The organism is Algoriphagus sp. PAP.12, assembly GCF_026652115.1.
Lineage (GTDB): Bacteria > Bacteroidota > Bacteroidia > Cytophagales > Cyclobacteriaceae > Algoriphagus.
Window position 1 is genome coordinate 139,149 of sequence record NZ_JAPPSQ010000002.1, and the last position, 22,191, is coordinate 161,339.

14 protein-coding genes are annotated in these 22,191 nt (G+C 39.5%); 6 read left to right on the forward strand and 8 right to left on the reverse strand.

All coding sequences use genetic code 11. The features are described from left to right. Positions 1-12: 12 nt before the first annotated feature. The 8 genes from O0V13_RS04030 to O0V13_RS04065 form a co-directional block, all read right to left on the reverse strand. On the reverse strand, positions 13-1,677 hold the full coding sequence (locus O0V13_RS04030; RefSeq protein WP_268033707.1) for a RagB/SusD family nutrient uptake outer membrane protein: 1,665 nt from the start codon (positions 1,675-1,677) through the stop codon (positions 13-15). A gap of 18 nt (positions 1,678-1,695) precedes the next feature. Continuing rightward, on the reverse strand, positions 1,696-4,851 hold the full coding sequence (locus O0V13_RS04035; protein ID WP_268033708.1) for a SusC/RagA family TonB-linked outer membrane protein: 3,156 nt from the start codon (positions 4,849-4,851) through the stop codon (positions 1,696-1,698). A gap of 357 nt (positions 4,852-5,208) precedes the next feature. Continuing rightward, the gene (locus tag O0V13_RS04040) at positions 5,209-6,207 is read right to left on the reverse strand and encodes a glycoside hydrolase family 5 protein (RefSeq protein ID WP_268033709.1); all 999 of its coding nucleotides are present in this window, start codon (positions 6,205-6,207) and stop codon (positions 5,209-5,211) included. 102 nt (positions 6,208-6,309) lie between these two features. Further along, complete coding sequence (locus O0V13_RS04045) at positions 6,310-10,389, reverse strand: hybrid sensor histidine kinase/response regulator transcription factor (RefSeq protein WP_268033710.1); 4,080 nt, start codon at positions 10,387-10,389, stop codon at positions 6,310-6,312. A 96-nt stretch (positions 10,390-10,485) separates the two neighbouring features. Beyond that, on the reverse strand, positions 10,486-11,799 hold the full coding sequence (gene xylA / locus O0V13_RS04050) for a xylose isomerase (RefSeq protein ID WP_268033711.1): 1,314 nt from the start codon (positions 11,797-11,799) through the stop codon (positions 10,486-10,488). A 33-nt stretch (positions 11,800-11,832) separates the two neighbouring features. After that, positions 11,833-13,335 carry a xylulokinase gene (locus O0V13_RS04055; RefSeq protein ID WP_268033712.1) on the reverse strand — a complete coding sequence of 501 codons (1,503 nt, stop codon included), beginning with the start codon at positions 13,333-13,335 and terminating at the stop codon, positions 11,833-11,835. Position 13,336: 1 nt separating this feature from the next. Then, positions 13,337-14,980, reverse strand: coding sequence for a sodium/sugar symporter (locus O0V13_RS04060; RefSeq protein WP_268033713.1), 1,644 nt, complete (start codon positions 14,978-14,980; stop codon positions 13,337-13,339). Between the two features lie 121 nt (positions 14,981-15,101). Further along, positions 15,102-15,911: an aminotransferase class IV gene (locus tag O0V13_RS04065; RefSeq protein ID WP_268033714.1), complete on the reverse strand. Its 810-nt coding sequence runs from the start codon at positions 15,909-15,911 to the stop codon at positions 15,102-15,104. A 164-nt stretch (positions 15,912-16,075) separates the two neighbouring features. Here O0V13_RS04065 and sdaAB point away from each other — a divergent pair, with 164 nt between their 5' ends. The 6 genes from sdaAB (at position 16,076) to madM (ending at position 22,169) form a co-directional block, all read left to right on the forward strand. Continuing rightward, positions 16,076-16,753: an L-serine ammonia-lyase, iron-sulfur-dependent subunit beta gene (sdaAB, locus tag O0V13_RS04070; protein WP_268033715.1), complete on the forward strand. Its 678-nt coding sequence runs from the start codon at positions 16,076-16,078 to the stop codon at positions 16,751-16,753. A 7-nt stretch (positions 16,754-16,760) separates the two neighbouring features. Next, positions 16,761-18,101 carry a TolC family protein gene (locus tag O0V13_RS04075; RefSeq protein WP_268033716.1) on the forward strand — a complete coding sequence of 447 codons (1,341 nt, stop codon included), beginning with the start codon at positions 16,761-16,763 and terminating at the stop codon, positions 18,099-18,101. A 3-nt stretch (positions 18,102-18,104) separates the two neighbouring features. Then, the gene (locus O0V13_RS04080) at positions 18,105-19,412 is read left to right on the forward strand and encodes an efflux RND transporter periplasmic adaptor subunit (protein ID WP_268033717.1); all 1,308 of its coding nucleotides are present in this window, start codon (positions 18,105-18,107) and stop codon (positions 19,410-19,412) included. A 150-nt stretch (positions 19,413-19,562) separates the two neighbouring features. After that, positions 19,563-21,047, forward strand: coding sequence for an acyl-CoA synthetase (locus O0V13_RS04085; RefSeq protein WP_268033718.1), 1,485 nt, complete (start codon positions 19,563-19,565; stop codon positions 21,045-21,047). Between the two features lie 2 nt (positions 21,048-21,049). After that, the gene (locus O0V13_RS04090) at positions 21,050-21,415 is read left to right on the forward strand and encodes a malonate transporter subunit MadL (RefSeq protein ID WP_268033719.1); all 366 of its coding nucleotides are present in this window, start codon (positions 21,050-21,052) and stop codon (positions 21,413-21,415) included. Further along, positions 21,408-22,169 carry a malonate transporter subunit MadM gene (gene madM, locus O0V13_RS04095; RefSeq protein WP_268033720.1) on the forward strand — a complete coding sequence of 254 codons (762 nt, stop codon included), beginning with the start codon at positions 21,408-21,410 and terminating at the stop codon, positions 22,167-22,169. The genes O0V13_RS04090 and madM overlap by 8 nt, the downstream gene beginning before the upstream one ends. The last annotated feature ends 22 nt before the right edge of the window (positions 22,170-22,191 follow it).

Sequence of the window (22,191 nt, forward strand, 5' to 3'; positions counted from 1 at the left end):
AAACATTGAAAATCACTCTCCAGAAGAGAAATCATAAGGCACTGGAGGTTTTCTCAGGTTAGGAGCTCTGGATAATTCAGAGGAAGGAATCGGAATCAAGAAATTCGATTCGTTTACATTGAAGAACCTTGGTGAGGTATCATCACTCGGAATTTCGACATCCCACAAAGTCGGATCTGGTAATTTATCTGGATAGATGCGGAATGTACCTCTATCTTGTTCAGACAGTATCTGGTAGGCTAATTCAGGATTGTAGTAATGCAATCTTGTAAACTCATACCAAGCCTGGCCTTCCATGGCAAATTCCCGCATTCTTTCTTCGAAAATATCCTCCCAGCTTACTGAGCTAAGTGGACTTACTCCAGCTCTTTCTCTTACCATATTGACATAGGTTAGAGCAGCGGAAGGATCTTTGGAAAGAATGGCTTCTGCATAGACCAAATAGACATCTGAAAGTCTCAAGATATAAGTGTTGATCTCAGTCCCTTGCTGTACTACTTTACCATCATTGTCTTCCGGTCTTCCTACCACATACTTCTTCACCCAAGCTCGACCATTGTAGTCTCTAGCTCCATCATTACTTCTCGCAGGTACTCTCAACTCCTGTGCGGTACCTCCTGCAGGTACTTGGGTGATGTAGGAATAATGGTCACCAGGAAACATGAACGTAGCTTTCCTTCTGGTATCGAATGTGTAGTCGTCATACAAGTCCAACATCCATTTAGATGCTCCAATATCACCTCCCCAGCCATCGCCGAAACCGGTAATTTCAGAACCAAAGGCCAAAAATGCCTGAACGGAATTTTGAGCTCCCCAAGCACCAGCTTGACCTGCATTGTAGGTCCATTGCAAGGCAGCTAAAGTCTCTTCATTGTTGTTGTTTGCTATTTTGAAGAGATCTTCATAATTCTCCATCAAACTAGCTCCACTATTATCAATGACTCTTTTGGCGAAATAGGCAGCAGAGTCCAAGTCAGACTGATTTCTTGAGCCTGAAACACCAGCTCTTGTCAAATACATTTTTGCCAAAAGACCTTCTGCACTCCATTTATTCAATCTTCCGGTTTGCACGCTGGATTCAGGAAGGTTCTCAGCAGCAAACCGGATGTCCTTGATAATAAATTGCCAAACAGACTCTTCGGTATTTCTGGTCAGAGTAGTATCCTGAAGAAGAGTAGTGTTATTGGTAATGATTGGCACTGGTCCCCAGTTTTGAACAAGGTAAGAAAAGGCCAAGCCTCTCATAAATCGACCTTCAGCCAAACCATGATTTTTGATTCGGTCTGTTACTTCCTCTCCAGCAAAGCTTTCAATATTATTAATTAAAGAATTTGACTGAGCGACCACATTGTAAAATGCTCTCCAGGCGGCTCCATTTTCAGGAGTTTCACCAGTTGTATTAAATCGAACATTCTCCAATTGATAAGATCCAGAGGTCAAAATCCCACCTCTCGCATCTCCGATTCCATGACTTGCCTTATCATTGTAGGCAAACCAGACAATATTATAAAGCGGCGCAGAAGCAGCCAGAATTTGGTCATCATTCTGATAGAAATTCGCATCAACGATTGCATCTAATGGAGGCCTGTCCAAGAACTCATCAGAGCAACCCGATAATCCCAAACTCAAAGCTGCTACACCCGCCAGGATATTCCTGATATTTATATGTTTTTTCATTTGATTCTTCTTTTGGGTTTAAAAGTCAATTCCTAAGCTGATGGTATACATTCTTGTTTGAGGATACCTTGCAAAATCAACTCCGATCAACTGGTTTTCTGCAGATACATTGTTTCCAACATAGGCACCAACTTCAGGATCATAACCTTTGTATTTTGTCCATGTGAAGGCATTTTGAACCCCTACCATTAGTCTTCCTCCGCGGATTACATTTTGGCCACCTAAAAGCTCACTTGGAATATTGTAGCTCAGTTGAATGTTTTTCAATCTTACAAATGACCCGTCTTCCACATACTTATCTGAAATCCTTGTACTGTTACCATTCAGATCAGTTACAGTGATTCTTGGGATATTGGTATCAGAGTTTACGATAAAAGGATTACCGGATTCATCCATTTCGATTCTGGCATAATCATAGGTCTCAGCCAGCATATTTCTTCCCAAGTAGATGTTATTTGGAGCGATATTTCTGAATCTATTGAAGTTGTAGATATCGTTTCCAACTGCACCTGTCAACAAGATATCCAAGGTGAAGTTTTTGTAAGAAAACTGCTGAGTCGTACCAAAAGTCAATTTTGGCCAAGGGTTACCGATGAATGTTTGATCTCTTTCATCAATGACACCATCACCATTCAAGTCTTTGAATTTGATATCTCCAACATAGATTCCGTCCTCACCTACTGGCAATGGACTTCCAGAGTTGTCAACAGGTCTAGCACTTGATTCGACTTCTTCCAAGGATTGGAACAATCCATCAGAAACATATCCGTAGAACATCCATGGCGCCTGACCAATTACTGCTCTCTGCGTAAAGTCATTCATGTACCAAGCAGTTCTATCGATAAAGGCAGTCTGAGAGAAGAATTGAGTAACTTTCGTCTTAAATCCAGAGAAGTTGAAGTTAGAAGTCCAGCTGAATCCACTTGCTCTGTTATCAATATTGATGGTATTGATGGTGATCCCAAAACCACGGTTTTCCAAAGCTCCGATATTCACAGTTGGAGTACCGATACTTCCTTCTGCTGATGTCCCCATGTACCAAGGCAGTGGGTTTGGAAGAAGAAGGTTATCAGTTTTCTTCAGGTAAAAATCCCCCTCCAACTGAATTCTGTTGTTAAACATATTCAAGTTGAAACCCACATTGTAGGTTTGTGTTTCTTCCCATTTCAAAGAAGGATTTCCAAATCTTGAAACCAAAAATCCACCTCCCCAAGGGGTAGGAATACTCGGAGAACTCAAAGGAGCAAAAATCGCATTCGCATTCCCTTGGTTCCCTGTCAAACCCGTTTCAAAACGGATTTTTAACTCATCCATCCATTCTACATCATTTAGGAAATTTTCTTCAGATACTCTCCATGCTGCTGAAACTGAAGGGAAATACCCCCATCTGTTTTCAGGACCGAAATTGGCTGATCCATCCGCTCTGAATGCTCCTAAAATGATATACTTTTCATTAAAGGTATAATTAACTCTCCCGAAGTAGGACTCCATCGCCCAATGGCCAGCTCCACCACTGTTTGTAGCGCCCTGAGCAGAACCCAACCCAAGCTCCGGAAGGTCATTGGAAGGAAAATTAACACGGGAAGCATTCATGAATTCATACTGGGAAGCTTGAGCTTCGTGACTGACCATCGCATCGATGGAATGCTTTCCAAAAGTCTTGCTGTAAGTCAAGATTTGGTTCCAGTTCCAATAGAAACTGTTATCAGAATTCTTCGTCAACTGATTGACATCATTGCTGATCACACCCAAAGTATAGGTTGGTGTAAAGAAATGGCCATTGTTATAATTGACATTTCCATTGACCATCGTTCGGAATTTCAAACCTTCGATGATGTCCACCTCTACATTGAAACCACCAAGAGCTCCTCTTCTTTTATAATTTCTATCCAAAAGATTAGCCAATGCAATCGGGTTTAATGGAGTAAACTGAAGGCTGGAACCGTTAATCGGGTCTGCACCACCCCAAGATCCATCTGGATTGGTTACCGGGATATTTGGGGCCATCTGAATCGCATTACTGATGACATCTGAGCTTCCTGTCGCCAACTGCTCATCTGTATGGAAAAGTTGAAGGTTTACACCCAACTTCAACCACTTTCTGGTTTGATTATCCAGATTGACGCGCATCGAATATCTTTCAAATCCAGATCCAATCGCCACACCTTCCTGATTGAAATACTCTCCGGAAATGTAGAATTGTGTTTTATCGTTTCCTCCATTTAGATTCAAAGTATGCTTATTCAAAGCTGCAGTTTTGAAAAGTGCATTTTGCCAATCAGTCCCCGGACCTAAAAGAGAAGGATCCAAAAAAGCAGCAGGAGGTTCACCACCTGAAATCTCATTGATTTCATTGGTCATTGTCGCATATTGCTGAAGGTTCATCACTTCCAAAGGTTCTGGCTTATCCTGAAGTGAGAACAAATAGTTGTAGCTAATTTTGGTATCACCGGATTTCCCTCTTTTCGTGGTAATCATGATAACACCATTCGTTCCTCTTGAACCATAAATAGCAGTTGCTGAAGGTCCTTGCAAAACCTCCATTGACTCGATATCGCTCGGGTTAAGACCTGCCAGCGGATTTGTAGAGGAAGTATTTCCATAGGAAACAGTTTGAGGCTGGATTTGTACTCCATCGATTACATAAAGAGGTTCATTGGTACCTCCAATGGAATTAATTCCTCGGATATTAACAGAGATTCCTCCGCCAGGAGCACCTGTATTCTGAGTCACGTATACACCTGCAGCACGCCCTTGCAAAGCCTGCTCTATAGTGGTATTGACTGTTCTTTCGATATCCTCTGAAGAAACTGAAACCTGCGCGCTGGACATGTCTCGTTTTTTCATTGTACCATACCCGACTACTACGACCTCATCTAGGGAAGACATATCTTCTTCCAGATTGACATCAATCACTGTCTGATTTCCTACTTGGATTTCCTGAGATTTGAATCCAATGAAACTAAAAACCAATACAGAATTAGAAGAAGGAGCAGTTATACTATAGCCACCATCTGCATCGGTAGCAACACCTGTTGTGGTACCTTTGACCAGCACAGTCACTCCGGGAAGAGACAGTCCATCAGCAGCAGAGTTCACGGTACCTTTGACCGTGACTTGTGCATGAACCATTCCTGCCAAGAGGAAAAGCCAAATCGGTAATAGTTTTTTCATCATAAAGGGTTTAATTGTTTAAACTAGGTAATAGGTTTTTCGAGGGAAAAGGCCTCAAATAAAAATGCTGTGAATTGGGAGAAGATCGGATATTCATAGTGTTTAAAGCTGGTTGTAAATGGGCTTAGCAAACACCAAAAAATTGAACAAGATCCGTTAAGAGAAGGCAATGCTTCAAAAAGATTCAAGACTGGATTTTGGGTTTACTAATTGTTCAGGGAAAGTAGAATACTAATCCTTCGAAGAGGGGATTCAAATGTTTTTAATAAGGGTAACAAATGTTAACTCCATGTTAAATCGGCCTAAAAACGATTTAATAGCCATTTTTTCTTACTCAATTGTGAACCTTTAAAAATTTCAATTTCCAAAATATCGGTTTTCAATTTGATCACTTCTTAAATACTCACGAATATATTTTCCCCAAATATTCAAGTCATCTTCCTCCCATCTTCCAAAAGAGGAAGCGGATTTAAGAAGCATAGAACAAGTTTCATCTTTATCTGAAATGGACCAGGCAATTCTGCTAATAGCCATGGCGTCCATCCATTCAGTCCAAGCCTTCCAAGAAGCCCAATCAATTGGTCCATTCCCATCGGAATTCATTCCTGCACTTTCCGAGACGAAAATTGGCAAACCGCTTTCCAAGGCCTTATTGGCTTTGCTTCGTAAAGACTCCTGATGGGTTCCAGCATAAAAATGTAATACATACATCAAATTACTAAACCCAGTAAGCGGGTGATCAGAAACTACATCCACATCCTGGCTCCAAGTGGGAGTACCCACTAAAATGAGGTTATCTAAATCATACTTTCGAATCTCGTGAATTACTTTTTCACTGTAATCTTTGATTTCACTCCATTCCAATTCCACTGGTTCATTGAAAATCTCATAGATAACATGAGGTGACTCCCCATACTTTTGCGCCATTTTCCCAAAAAACTCTATGGCTTCTTTCTCAACCAAATGGTGACTATGCCAATCTATGATCACATATATATTTTCAGCAATTGCAGCATCCACAACAGCTTGGATTTTTTCCAGAGCAAATTCTGGATTTTCTAAAAATCCTTTGGAAACATCAACACCGATAGATGCTCTTACAACCTGAGCATTCCAATCATTCTTGAGCCAAGAAACCGTTGATGTATTGTAAAACCTAGGCCACCAATTATGCCAGCCTAAACTAACTCCCTTCAGAATTACGGGCTTTCCATCTTCACCTACTAACTGGCTTCCTTCTACGCGAAGGGCACCTGGAAACACTTTTTCAAAGTCCGATATAGTGTCTTTTGCAAATGCCTGGAAAATGGACAATTGAAAGAAAATTAGTCCAAAAAGGGTTAAGAAGGTTTTCATTTTTTGGGTAGGTTAATTGGACTCAATGTTAGAACCATTTTCCAAAAATGAAGGGGAAGGAATGTTTCGATATTGGGGGATAAATCGTAAAACCTTAAATCTTTATAAATTTGAGGAATATTCGGAAGGTAGCACGCCAAATTCATTTTTAAACTGCTTGGTGAAGTATTTGGCATTGTTGTACCCCACCATATAAGCTACCTCATTGACATTAAGCTGACTTTTCAATAGAAGCTGGGCAGCTCTTTGCAATCGTATTAAGCGAATAAATTCGATAGGGCTTTTCCCGGTCAGAGATTGGAGTTTTTTATAAAGATGTACCCGACTCATACCTAACTCTCTTGCCAGAAACTCCACTGAGAATTCAGAGTCATCCAGATGTTTTTCCACTAAAGTAACTGCCTTTTGAATCAACTGCTCATCCAAAGAAGTTACTTCAACAGAAGATGCATTTACTTGAATCAACTTCCTATTCTGTTCTTGAAATGCCTTTCTTTCCTTTAAGAGGTTTTTTATAGAAAGTTGAAGTACTTCCAGATTGAATGGCTTAGTTAGATAAAGATTACAGCCACTATCCAATCCCTGAAGCATTTGTTCCTCGGATTTTTTAGCTGTCAACAAAATCACAGGAATATGTGACGTACTGATATCCGATTTGACGTTTTGACAAAACTCATTTCCATCCATAACTGGCATCATGAGGTCAGAAATAATCAAATCCGGAATTTGTTGTTTTGCAATTTCCCAAGCTTCAGCTCCATTAGAGGCCAATAAAACTTGGTAATTATCAGACAAACAATCTTTGAGATAGGTACGGAAATCTGCATGATCCTCAGCAATCAAAACTACTTCTTTTTGATTTTTGGTCAATTCGTCCAACATCTCTTCCCGCTCCTCCAATTCTTCCAAATGAATGAGAGTCAGAGGAATTTGAAGAATAAAAGTAGATCCAACATTCTCCTCACTTTGAACAAATACCTCTCCTTTCATTATCCTAACAAAATCCCAAACCAAAGAAAGACCTATCCCACTCCCCTGATTCAATTGATTGGTAGGGGCATCTGTAGAATAAAAGCGATCAAAAATCCTCTGCTGATTTTTGGGAGAAATTCCTACTCCAGAGTCAGAAACGGACAATTCCATCATCACCTTTTCTTCGTCTTCTTGATGGAGTTCCAGTTTTACTTTGATCACTCCATCTTCAAAGGTGAATTTGAATGCATTTGAAAGAAGATTGAAAATCACTTTTTCCAATTTATCTGCATCGAAAATCACCTGCTTGGATTCTACATTACTTTCAAATAGGAGTTCTTTATTCTGATTTTCAGACAATTCCTTGAAATCAAAGACTACATCTTTAACAAAATTGACAATATCTCCTTCACTTGGATGAAATGCAATCGCACCTTTTTCGATGTTTTTGACATCCAAAAGCTGATTGATCAGCTTTAATAATCTTCTGGCATTTCGCTGAATAATCTCATAATGAGTTTTCAGATTTTTATCATCCGTTGTCGAAAGCAAATGATCTGCGGGAGTCAAAATCAAAGAAAGTGGAGTTCTAAATTCATGACTGAGATTGGTGAAAAATTTGGTTTTTAATCGATCCAACTCTTGGATTCTTTTGGTTTCCAGAAGGGTCTGCTGTCTTTCAAACTGTTCTTTCTGCCTCCTTATCAGCTGATTTCTTGAATAGATTATAACTGCTACCAAAACCAAAAGGTATAGAAAATAGGCAATTGGAGTTCTCCAGAAAGGGGCTAAAACCCTAATTTTCAAGTCAAATTCTTGAGGACTCCATCCTTCCAATACACTCCCTGGCTGAACTATCAATGTATAGTTTCCAGGGTCAAGATTCGTGAAATTTACCCGAGAAACATTTTCATCCAAATAAATCCAATCATCATTAAAACCTTCCAGCTTGTAGCGGTATTTATTCTTTTCTGGATACAAAAAATTCAACGCACTGAACCCTATTGAAAACATATTTTCATCATGTCTCAAAACAAGTTCATCGGTATATTGAAGATTCTTTTGGAGCAAAGCTCTTTTCCCAAACATCTCCCCAACTTCAACTTCATTGTTGAAAAGGAATAAGTCGGTGAAAACGACTTTTGGATAGTTTTGCTCAAAGGCGAAATTCTCGGACCTGAAAATATTATATCCATTGGGTCCTCCGAAAATAAATTCACCCTCTTTCGTTCTGATTGCCGAATTTTTATTGAAAAGTGAAGCTTGTAAACCATCTTTCTGATCGAAATTCTGAAAAGAAATACCAAACGGTTTCTTGCTTCTATCCACCTCAGCATAGCTGATTCCTTTCTGGCTACTAATCCACAAATTCCCTTTTTGATCTTCCAAAAGATCTACCAAATAGGCCGAAGGAAGTCCTGAATCAGTGGAGTATTGAAAAAAAGTAGAATCTTGGCTATCAAAATAATGAAGCCCATTAATAGTGGTCAGCCATAAAACCCCTTTAGAATCCACAAAAAGATCAGTGATATTAGGTTCTCCAAGCCCTTCGCCCGTTTCTTCAGAAAAGTACCTTTGAAAACCCGTTTCTAAATTCAACACATTCAAACCGCTTCCACCTGAAACCCAAATATTTCCGGCAGTATCCTCTGCAAAACCAGTGATGTACTGATTATGTATAAAATAGGGAGCATCACCGGTTTTGAAGCTTGTAAATGAATTTCTACTGGAATCCAATATAGCTAGTCCAGAACGAAGAGTCCCTATCCAAAGCCTTTGTTTGCTGTCCTCAAATACTTTCCAAACATTTGGTCCTGGGATACTATTTTCCCCTTCTCCTTTAAATTGATAAGACTGAAAATTTTCACCATCAAAACTGCCAAGTCCATTAAGGTAGGTCCCAATCCAGAGAACTCCTCTTTTATCCATTGTCATATCGACAATGACATCTCCAACCAGGCTATTTGGATTAGTAGGTGAGCTCAGAAATTGCCGATAAGATCCGGTCTTTCTATTTTCAAATAATAGTCCTCCTCCATTGGTACCGATAAAAAGATTACCAAGGCTATCTTCCACAAATGCATTTACATCATTGTATGGTAGAGAATTGGAATTGGTCAGATTTTTCTGAATATGAGAAAACTTCAGAAGTCCAGGATGATAATATGACACTCCTCTTTTGTGAGTACCAACCCATAATATCCCCTCTTTATCCTTGTAAAGTGCATAAACAACATTTTGAGGAGAGTCTTCATCATTAGGATTCTGATCATATAGATATTCTATTTCTCTTTTCTTCTTGTTGAGAATATTGATTCCTCCATGATCTGTTCCTAACCAAATTTCCCCTTTGACATTTTCAGAAATGGCCTTCACCATGTTATTATTCAACTTCAATGGAGAGGTCGAACTAGTGATTTGTTCTGTTTCCAGTGTAAGCCCTTGAACCCAAATCAATCCCAAATCTCTATCTGGGTCAAAAATCCACCCGTCTCCATCAGAATCGATCATCAATTCAAAATTGGAAACACCAAAGTTCTTTTGTTCTTTGATCCAAATAGAGCGAGTAACAATCAGCCTATTCGGATCGACCAAATCTAAATACCCATCTCTACTCAAAACCCATATCAAACCGTCTGAATTTTCCTGAACTGATGCTATCCTATCAGAAGATAAACCGCCGGATTCTTTGGAAGAGGAAAGGAAGCGGGATTCTCCACTTTCGGGATCAAATACAGTAATTCCTTTTTCAGGGTGAGTAAACCAAAACCGGTTTTGACGGTCTTGTATAATTATGCCAATGGAGTCAGATGCAAATTCTATCCGATTGCCAACCAGGGAAAGGCCGCGGTGGATTTGCTCCAACATAGGGTCATATAAATCAAACTGACCATTTACATTTTTAATCCAAAGCAGTCCAAAAGGACCGTTGAACAGTTTTTGAATGCTATTATGGCTTAGTGAAAGGCTATCTCCTGAGTTTAAAAAAGTTTTGATCCGTGTGCCATCATAGCGATAAAGTCCATACCCAGTTCCAAACCATACCATTTCATCAGGTCCTCTGACAATAGACATGACATTGGAGTTGGACAAGCCCAAATCCGGATCTAGACTTCTGAAAACAAGGTTGTCGGGTTTTTGTTGGGCATACAAAGTTCCCCACCCTAAAAGCAAAATGAAAAAACAATATGTAATTTTTGCTTTCAACAAATTTCTTCCCGGTTTTGATTTTTTACAAATACCCACTGAATAAAAAGTCTGGCACCTTTGCAGGGCCAGACTTTATAGATATAGGTTAATTAGTATTTAGATAAATCTATTCAATAGATTTTCATAGTATTCTTGCTTACCGCTGATTTGAGTTGGTTCACCTGCCTCAGCAGCATAATTTCTCAAATCTTCCAAAGTCAATTTGCCCTCTTCGAAATCTTTTCCTTTTCCGGCATCATAACTTGAGTAACGTTGCTTTCTTCTCTCTAGATAATCAGATTTCTCTAAGATATCAGATGCGATCAACATACCTCTTGCAAAGGCATCCATACTTCCGATATGCGCTAGGAACAAGTCATCCATATCTGTTGAGTTTCTTCTGATTTTGGCGTCAAAGTTAACACCACCACCTTGAAGACCACCTGAAGTCAAGATTACCAACATTGCTTCGGTCAATTCCTGAAGGTTCAATGCAAATTGGTCGGTATCCCATCCATTTTGGTAATCACCTCTGTTGGCATCGATACTTCCAAGCATACCTGCATCTGCAGCTACTTGTAGCTCATGTTGGAAAGTATGTCCAGCCAAAGTCGCATGGTTCACTTCGATATTCAATTTGAAATCTTTGTCTAATCCATGATTTCTCAAGAATCCTACAACGGTAGCTGCATCATAGTCATACTGATGTTTGGTTGGTTCCATTGGCTTAGGCTCGATGAAGAAGGTTCCTTTGAAACCATTCTTTCTCGCATAATCTCGCGCCATAGTCAGGAATTGAGCCAAATGCTCAGTCTCACGCTTCATGTCGGTATTAAGCAAAGACATATAACCTTCTCTACCACCCCAGAATACATAATTCTCTCCAGACAACTTGATTGTAGCATCAATGGAATTTTTCACCTGGGTACCTGCATAAGCCAATACATCAAAGTTAGGATTGGTCGAAGCCCCATTCATGTAGCGAGGGTTGCTAAATACATTTGCAGTTCCCCAAAGCAATTTCACTCCTGTTTCCTTTTGTTTTTCCAATGCATAATCCGTGATGATTTGCATTCTTTTCTCATACTCAGCAACAGATGGTCCCTCATCTACCAAGTCCACATCGTGGAAACAGTAATAAGGAGCACCAATTTTAGTAATGAATTCAAAAGCAGCATCCATTTTATCCTTGGCTCTTTGCACTGGATCTGCACTTGTATCCCATGGATGAACAATCGTACCGGGTCCAAATGGATCAGCTCCGGTTGCACAGAAGGAGTGCCAGTAAGCAATAGCAAACTTGAAATGCTCCTTCATGGTTTTTCCACCGATTATGCGATTCTCGTCATAAAAACGAAATGCAAGTGGATTGTCGCTTTCTTTTCCTTCGAAAGGTATTTTGTCAATACCAGAAAAATAAGTCTTAGCCATAATAGGTTCTTAGGTTTAATTATTTTGTCACAATTATAAGTTCATTTTTTGGATACTTTCCAATTGGTTTTTCCAGCGGAGATAAACTTCTTCATAAGGTTCGAAGAAATTCTCGTTTGGTTCGAAAGTTTCCAACAAAGTCAATCCGGCAAAAGCCTCATCCTCAGACGAGAAAATACCGGCACCGATTCCAGCCCCTCTTGCGGCACCTTGAGCACCGTCTGTATCATATAATTCAAGATTTACCTGATTCATATGGATAAAAGTCTTTCTGAAAATCGGACTCAAAAACATATTCGCTCTTCCAGCCTTTACTGTTTTCAAATCCAAGCCCATATCCTGCATGATTCTAAACCCAAAGGTCAAGGCCGAAACGATTCCCTCTTGGGCCGCTCTGATCACATGCCTTTTATCATGTTTCAACAAGTCCAATCCCAATAGGTGGGCTCCGACTTGCTTGTTTTGCATGATTCGTTCTGCTCCGTTTCCAAAAGGAATAAAGGATAGTTCTTCAGCCCCAATCCCGGCAGATGAAGCCAGGGTATTCATCTCATCATAATCGATATGATTTCCTCCCATGACTTGCTTCAACCAGCTATTCAATATCCCCGTTCCATTCACACAAAGTAAAACTCCATAGGATGGCTTTTCTTTTTTATGGTTGACATGGACAAAAGTATTTACGCGGGATTTTGGATCATGGAGAGGTGTATCACAAACACCATAAACGGTTCCAGAAGTCCCCGCAGTTGTTGCCAATTCGCCTGGTTTCAATACTTGAAGTGAAAAGGCATTATTAGGCTGATCCCCAGCACGGTAAGACACCGGAACACCTTCTTCAATTCCACTTAGTATGGAGCCAGCAGTATTTACTTTTCCCTGAATAGAATAGGAAGGAACTACCTCAGGAATCCAGTCAGGATTGATTCCATAATTGGAAAGCACTTGATCGCTGATTCCATTCTTTTGAAAATCCCAGAATATCCCTTCAGATAGTCCTGTTTCTGATGTCAAGATTTCTCCTGTCAATTTCATAGCAATAAAATCACCAGGGAGCATCATTTTATGAATTTTGGCAGCTGTTTCAGGCTCATTTTCGATCACCCATCTCAACTTGGAGGCAGTGAAATTACCTGGAGAATTCAAAAGATTATTTAAACAATAATCCTCTCCTAGATTTTGAAAGGCCTTTTCTCCAATTCCCACTGCTCGGCTATCACACCAAATGATAGAAGGTCTCAAGACATTTTGATCTTTGTCTACAATGACCAAACCATGCATCTGATAGGCAATCCCGATTCCCTTTAATTCACCTTTTTTGACTTCAGCTTTTTGATGGACAAATTTGCTTGCCTCCATCACATACTTCCACCACATCTCAGGATCTTGCTCGGCCCAACCGCTCTTAGGTGATTCTATGGGCAGTTCTTGATCAGGGAATGCTTTTGAAATAATTGATTTTCCTGTATCTGCGTCTAATAAGGAAGCCTTTACTGAAGAACTTCCGATATCAAGACCTAATAATAGTTTTCTCATTTTACCAGAAGATTGTATAAAGTGCTGCAATAATTCCTGTGATCAAAAAGGCTCCAACCTTAAACTGGGTACTGGTTTGGAACAATTCTTTATTGATCTCGATACTGTTAGGATGATCCTTACCTTTCCCTTCTACCAACGAAATCACAATCATCAAAACTGCCAAAATAAGGAATACAATCCCCATTCTATCAATAAATGGCAATGCAGGGAATACAATTTTAAGAACTACGGAAAGAGGAATACTTAATGCAGCTCCCACCAATGCGGCATTGGAAGTGGTCTTTTTCCAGAAAACTCCAAAGAAGAAAATCGCAAATACACCTGGGCTAATGAAGCCTGTATATTCTTGGATAAATTGGAATGCTTGATCAAGCTGACCGAGTGCAGGTGCAACAATAGCCGCAATGATAAATGCAACCAAAGCGGTAATTCTACCAACCCTAACTTGTTTTACTTCAGAAGCATTTTTACCAAAATACTTCGTATAGATATCCATTGTAAAAATGGTGGATGTACTGTTTGCCATGGAAGCCAAAGAAGATACAATAGCTGCTGTCAAAGCGGCGAAAGCAAGGCCTTTCAGACCAACTGGAAGCAATTGAAGCAAGGTTGGGTAAGCTCGATCTGATTTGATGATAGCTGTAGCTGGATCTTTCATGGATTCAATGAAGCCCGTATCCATTCCTTTATTTACAATCACCAAAGCTGCAATTCCAGGAATTACCACGATCAATGGCATCAACAATTTTAAGAAACCTGCGAAAATCATCCCTTTTTGAGCCTCATCTAAGCTTTTAGCTGCCAAAGCTCTCTGAGTAATGTATTGGTTAAAGCCCCAATAACTCAAATTGGTAATCCACATTCCTCCTATCAACACACTCAATCCTGGCAAATCCAAATAAGCATCTCTAACTCCACCAGATCCATCTGGAATCATCATTTCTCCTTTAGAAAGAATCATTGAAAAATGTCCAGGAACTTCTTTTTTCAATAAGCTAATCCCTTCCCAAACATCTCCATCACCTACCAATTGTAATGAAATGTAGGTAGTAGCCAAACCACCAACGATCAAGAAAACAACCTGAACAACATCAGTCCATGCTACTGCTTTCAAACCTCCATAGATGGAATAAATCATTGCGAAAGCTGCCAATCCAATGATTCCATAAGTTAAAGGAACATCTAGAATAGTATTTAAACTCAGTGCCCCCAAATAAAGAACGGAAGTCAGGTTTACAAATACATAAAGCAAAAGCCAGAAAATAGCCATGGTGGTTCTTACACGTGAATCATAGCGATCCAGCAAGAACCCAGGCATCGTGTAGATTCCTTTTTTGATGTAAACGGGCAAGAAAAAGATCGCTACTACCAAAAGGGTAGCGGCAGCCATCCATTCGTAAGTAGAAATGGCCAATCCCAGCGCAAAGCCAGAACCTGACATTCCAATAAATTGCTCAGCTGAAATATTCGAAGCGATCAATGAAGCCCCTACTGCCCACCAAGGAAGAGCCTTGGATGCAAGGAAATAGTCTGAAGAGTTTTTGACATGGCCTTTCTTCTCTTGGGAAACAAATAGGCCCATGCCGACAATTAACAAGCAGTATCCAATGAATACCGCTAAGTCTAAGGGTTCTAAGAGCATAGGTTAGGTTGGGTTTTTACAACAGTTTTTGGTGAATTGACTAATTGATAAAATATAAGCCGTTAAATATAAGACTTTCATTGAAAGGACTTAAAATCTCAAATCTAATTTTCGAGAACAATTAGAGTAATCCTTTGAGAAAATCCGGCATTTCAGTATCAAATTCACTGTTTTCGATGGATTCAATCATACTTATTCCAGAAACATTACTAACCCAAACAGACTCAGCCTGAAGCAATTCCGACAACGGATACAATCCTTCTGAAACTTCTTTTCCTTTTCCAATTAGCTCTTTCATTAGTACTCGCCTGCTTATACCGGCTATACATCCAGATTCCAAAGAAGGAGTATAAACTATTCCCTTTTTCAACCAAAAAATATTGGAGGCTCCTGATTCTGCCACATTTTTAAAAGAATCTAACAAAATCACTTCATCAGCTTTCTGCTCTTGTCTCTCTTTATTTGCCATTACATAGTCTAAAGATGAGGTAGTTTTCAAATGAGAGAAACTATTAAAACTGAGCCGAACTTTCTTGGAAACTATGGCTTTGGACTTGATTTTAGGAGCTTTATCAAGCTTTGTCAAATGAAGAATTTGAGTAAAACCTTCTGATATCGGCGTATATTTTCCTACCCCATCTCTAAAAATTGTCAAGCGGACTCTCAATGGCTCACCTTGATAAATTGACTTACAATGCTCGATAATTTCAGAAGGACTTATTTTAGACTCATTCAATCCCAGGAGTTTCATTCCTTCCAACAAGCGGTCCAGATGGAAGCCAAAAAATCTCAATTCATCATTTTGATATACCATTGTTTCGAAAAGTCCATCCCCAAAATAAACGCCCCTATTTGGAGAGGTTAATGTCTTTTCTTTATTCCATTCTGTTGATTTGTATGCTTTTGTCAAAATTGTTTCGAAAACGCTCATTTTGTCGTTCATTATCGTACAGTATTAAAAACTGTCAATTTAGAATACTATTAAATTTGTAGAAATTACCCTCTAATTTTTCATTTAATCACTCAATTATTATCATTTTTGGCAGGAATTAATAGTTTTCCTAAGATTAGCATCATAATTGGACATTTGGGGCGATGGCTGGTAAAAGTAGTATTTTTGATATGATTGGTCCGGTAATGATAGGACCTTCTTCATCCCACACTGCGGGTGTAGTTCGTATAGCTCGTGCAGCTATCCGAGTTTTAGGCGGTATGCCTGAAGAAACATCAATCACTTTTTATAATTCATTTGCCAGAACTTATGAAGGTCATGGAAGTGATAGAGCAATCATAGGCGGACTGATGGATTTCAAGACCGATGATGAACGTATCAAACAGGCACTTCAAATTGCTGAAGAGACCGGATTCAAATATTCTTTTAAATCAATTGGAAATTCCTCAGTCCATCATCCTAACACAATCAAACTCAACCTAAAAAAAGGAGATAGAAAAGTTGAAGTAGTAGGAGAAAGTTTGGGTGGAGGATTGATTAATATTGCTGAAGTTGATGGCTTCGTGGCCAACTTTTCCGCTCAAATGCATACGCTCATCATCAAGGCAGATGATGTGTCTGGTGCGATTGCCTTTATTTCATCGGTGATTGCTCAGGAGAAAACCAACATAGCCACCATGTCAGTTTCCCGAAAAGGAAAAAATGATCTAGCTTGCCATGTAATCGAAATGGATTCAGGAATCCAGCCCATTACATTGGAATATCTGAGATCCCTGCCATGGATTAAAGAATTAATTTATATTCCTGATATTGACCTATAATTACCACATGAAAAGACTTTTATTAAGCCTCATTTGGGTCGCAGGTTCATTTTCTTATGCTTTTTCTCAAGAAGTTTCTGGTCCAATTGACCTTGAAACAGCTGTTGGGATAGCACTGGAAAATAACTTAACGCTTAAGAGGAGTGAGTTGAACCAACTTACAAACGAGGCCACATTACTACAAAATCAAGGAAACAGATATCCATCTCTTTCAACCGGAGCAAGTTCCGGCTATCGATGGGGTAGATCAATCAACCCCGTTACTAACCTTTTTGAAACTGAAAGAATTGGAAACATCAATTTATCCGCTTCTTCTAATTTGACATTGTTTGCAGGAGGAAGAATTGGCAACAATATCAATCAAGCAAAAGCTAGTATTGAGGCGGGTGAATTCAATATTCAAACCACTCGAAATAACATCACTTTAAATATCATCAATTTATTTATTAACGTGGTTTTTAATCGGGAACAGGTAAAAATTGCAGAGAATCAATTGAAGACTACTGCCGATCAACTATCGAGAACCACAAAATTGGTCGAAGCGGGTTCCCTTCCATTTTCTGATCAATTGGATTTACAAGCGCAAAATGCTTCAAATGAACTTGAGGTGATCAATGCAAGAAATGCTTATAAAATTTCCAAACTCAACTTGGCTCAAGCAATGCAGATTCCTTTTACTGATGATTTTGAAGTTATTGAACCAAAATTGGAAATAAATGAAGCCTTGATGGCAACTGAAACACCAATGATGATCTATGAATCTGCTTTAGACGTCATGCCTGAAATTCAGGCTGCCTCCAAAAACATTGAAAGTGCAGAATATGGAGTAAAAGCAGCTAAAGGCGCATACTATCCAACTTTAGGGGTAGGTGCCAATATTTTTTCAAACTATGTTGATAGAGTTTTTGGAACGGAAAGACCAAACTTTGGAACTCAAATTGAAAACAACCTGTCTCAGTCTGTCAACCTGCAATTAAGCATTCCAATTTTCTCTCAACTCAATAATAAAGCATCTTTACAAAGAGCTAGAGTTCAAAAACAATTAGCTGAAGTAACAGAATTGGAAACAAAAAATCAATTGAGACAAGACATTGAATCTGCCTATAATTCAGCATTGGCAGCTCAACAATCCTACAGTGCTTCAGTCACTCGTGTAAACAGCTTAGAGGAATCTTTAAGAATTGCACAACAAAGATTCGATTTGGGAGCAATCAATTCGGTGGATTTCCAAGTAGCTCAAGCTAATTATTTCAACGCACAGGCAGAACTATTAAATGCGAAATACACCTACATTTTCAGAGTAAAAGTTTTAGATTTCTATTTGGGTAACCCCATCAACCTCAACTAAACCATGGCCAATAAAAAATCAAATAAGTTACTATACTACCTCCTGGGAGGAGTTGGATTAATCATCGTAGTCGCAGTCATAGGTCGATCAATGGGATGGATTGGCGGTGAAAACGTGATCAATGTGGAGGTATCCAAGGTGGGAAAAAACTCAATCGTTGAAAAAGTAAGTGCTTCAGGAGAAATTCAGCCGGAAATTGAAGTTAACCTAAGTCCAGACGTTGCTGGTGAGATTATTGAATTGAATGTTCAAGAAGGAGATTCAGTGGCAGTTGGAAAGCTTTTAGTAAAAATCCGTCCTGACAACTTCATTTCTGCATTGGATAGAACCAAAGCAAACTTGAACCAACAACAGGCAAATTTGGCACAATCCAAAGCCAGTCTTCAAAGAGCTGAAGCACAGTTTACCAGAACAGAATTGACTTACAATCGTCAGAAGAAACTATATGAGGAAAAGGCGATTTCTCAGTCAGATTTTGAGCAAGCTCAAGCGGATTACACTTCTGCTCAAAAAGATCTAGAAGCTGCAAAACAAAGTGTTGTTGCATCTGAATTCATTGTAAAAAGTTCCCAGGCCTCCGTAAATGAGGCTGCAGAAAACCTTCGTCTTACCAACGTTTATTCGCCTGTGAATGGAATCGTATCCAACCTTTTGGTGGAACAAGGTGAACGTGTAGTTGGAACCCAGCAAATGGCAGGTACTGAAATGCTAACCATAGCTGACCTGTCCATGATGGAAGTTAGAGTAGATGTCAATGAAAATGACATTGTAAGATTGAGCAAAGGAGATACTACTATCATTGATGTGGATGCCTACTCTTTCTCAGGGAAAAGATTCAAAGGAATCGTAACCAGCATTGCGAATACTGCTAACACCAAAGCTTCTGCGGATGCAGTTACAGAATTCGAGGTAAAAATCAGAATCTTGAACAGCTCCTATGCTGACCTGGTAGCCGAAGGAAATATTTATCCATTTCGTCCAGGTATGACTGCTTCTGTTGAGATCATTACCACACAAAAAGACAATGTTCTTTCCATCCCATTATCAGCGGTTACCACTAGAGAAGATCAATTGGATACATTATCTGATGGGACTACCAAAATGAAGGAATTGGTTTACATCATGGACAATGGAGAAGCCAAAATGACTCAAGTAAAAACAGGAATTTCTGATTTCCAAAACATTGAGATTTTGGAAGGACTACAGGAAGGGCAAGAAGTGATTTCAGGTCCATACTTTGTAGTTAGTAAGGAACTCAAAGAAGGAACAAAAGTAAATAATGCTCCAACTCCTGCTGCTGCTAAAAAGTAAATTACCTCAAACAAAGCATAAACCCCGGCCTCTCACTCAGTCGGGGTTTTCTTTTTCTAATTTTCAAAAATTTTCAAAAAGAAACTTTTGTAATTAGAAGGTATATATTCATTTCTGCTTTTATCTTGGGGGTTTAACAAAATCCAAGAAATGCAATTGATCCAAAATGCCGCCAAATATTCTTCAAAGACTGCTATCGTTGACTCTCTAGGTTCCTATACTTATTCCCGATTGCTCGAAGAATCAAAAAAAGTAGCCTTTCAACTGCTTCAACATTACAAAAAATCAGATTTAAATGAAGCGAGGGTCGCATTTTTGGTTTCTCCTGGCTTTGATTATGTCAAAATCCAATGGGGCATTTGGATGGCTGGAGGAATCGCTGTTCCCCTCTGTATTAGCTACCCTCTCCCCTCTTTGACTTATGTCATAGATGACACTTCAGCTTCCATTTTGATGTATGGATCAGAATATAAAGAAGTCCTTCGGCCGCTATTGGAAAGAGACAACCTCATTGGGATTGAGGTATCTAAAATTGAGAATATTGAAGAACAAAACAGACCACTTCCTGAAGTTCCTTTAGACCGAGGAGCCATGATTTTATATACTTCTGGAACAACCAATCTCCCAAAGGGAGTCTTGACTACACATCGGATCATCCAATCTCAAATCAAAACCTTGGTAGATGCCTGGAATTGGTCTCAGGAAGATTATACGATAGGGATTTTGCCTCTTCATCATGTCCATGGGATTATCAATGTGCTATCCTGTTGCCTTTTTGCTGGTGGAACTATCGAATTCATCCACCCTTTTTCTGCAGAAAAAGTACTGGATGCTTTTGTATCTGGCAGAGTCAATGTTTTCATGGCAGTTCCAACCATTTATTACAAGTTGATTACAGCCTATGAAAACCTATCCAAGGAAGCTCAAGAATTACTTTCTTCCCAGTTGGCCAAATTCAGGTTAATGGTTTCTGGTTCTGCGGCTCTGCCTGTTTCTGTGATGGAAAAATGGAAGCAGATTTCTGGGCACTATTTATTGGAAAGATATGGAATGACAGAAATTGGGATGGCCATAAGTAATCCATATGAAGGAGTCAGAAAAGCAGGACACATCGGTTTTCCTCTCCCAGGAGTAGATATTAGACTGGTCAACGAAGAAGAATTGATCGTCCTGCCAGGTCATCCTGGTGAGATTCAAGTAAAAGGTCCCTGTGTTTTCAAGGAATATTGGGGTAAACCCGAAGCGACAGCAAAAGCTTTTACAGAGGACGGCTGGTTTAAAACTGGCGACATAGCAGAAGTTGAAGATGGCTATTTCAGAATTCTCGGAAGAGACTCTGTAGATATCATTAAATCAGGAGGATATAAAATTTCAGCTTTGGAAATAGAAGAGGTATTGAGAAAGCATGATCATATCAAGGACTGTGGAGTAGTTGGAATTCCAGATGAAGAATGGGGAGAGCTTGTGGTTGCAGGTTTGGTCTGTGATCAAGAACTAGATACTCATGAATTAACCGAATGGCTCAGAGAACGAATGCCTGCCTATAAGACACCCAGAAAGTATATTTTCTTGGGAGACCTTCCAAGAAATGTCATGGGCAAAGTCACCAAAAATGAACTCAAAAAACTCTTTTAGGTATGATTAAGGGCTTAGCACTGTTAGCTTTTTCTTTCTTGCTCGGACAATGGATGGGAGAACTATTAGGTTCTTGGCTAGGAATCAATGCCAATGTCGGTGGAGTGGGTTTCGCAATGATCATACTTTTACTTTCAAAAGAATGGTTGATCAAGCAGAAACTCCTCAATCCTGAAATGGAATTTGGGATCGATTTCTGGGGAAAACTTTACATCCCGGTAGTAATAGCCATGGCAGCCAGCCTCAATGTAAAGTCTGCTGTTTCTGCGGGAACACTAGCCATTTTAGCTGGAATAATTCCGGTTTTCATTAGTCTAATGATTTTCCCTATCCTCATCAAGAACTTCGACAAATCGGCTCATGGATGAATTGTTGAAAATCGTTGATAAAAACGGATTAATCTTAGCCTTCCTATTTATTGGATTATTGACTCTTTTGACAGATTTTCTATCCAGAGTCCTTTTCAAAAAGAGAATCCCGGGTTCAGCTATTGCTATTTTCATGGGATTGATACTTGGGTACATTGGAGGTGAAATTACAGGAGGACAAAAAGGCTTTTCTGATGTACCTCATTTTAGCGGATTGGCTATTTTAGGTGGATCCATGTTTCGGGATTTTGCCATCGTAGCCACAGCCATGGGAGCTAGTTTTTTTCTCATTCGTAAAAGTGGCCTATTGGGTTTTATTTCTCTTCTAGTGGGAATATTTCTCTTTTTCATAGTCGGAGTAGCTATTGCCTGGGCTTTTGGCTACCGGGATCCTGTAAGTCTTTGCACAATCGGCGCAGGAGCATGCACCTATATTGTAGGACCGATCACAGGTGGAGCATTAGGTGCCAGTTCAGAAGTGATCGCTCTCAGCATAGCTACAGGTGTAGTTAAAACCATTGCTGTTACCATCTTCACCCCAATTTTTGCAAAAAAAATTGGATTGGAATCCCCTGCTTCTGCCATGGCCTATGGAGGAGTAATGGGTACCTCCAGTGGAGTAGCCGCCGGATTAGCAGCAACAGATCCCAAATTGGTACCTTATGGAGCTGTGACCGCTACATTTTATACCGGTCTGGGATGTTTACTCTGTCCTTCTCTCCTTTTTCTGATCCTTGAACTTATTTTTGCCTAAGCCCTGTTAACTATTTAATCAC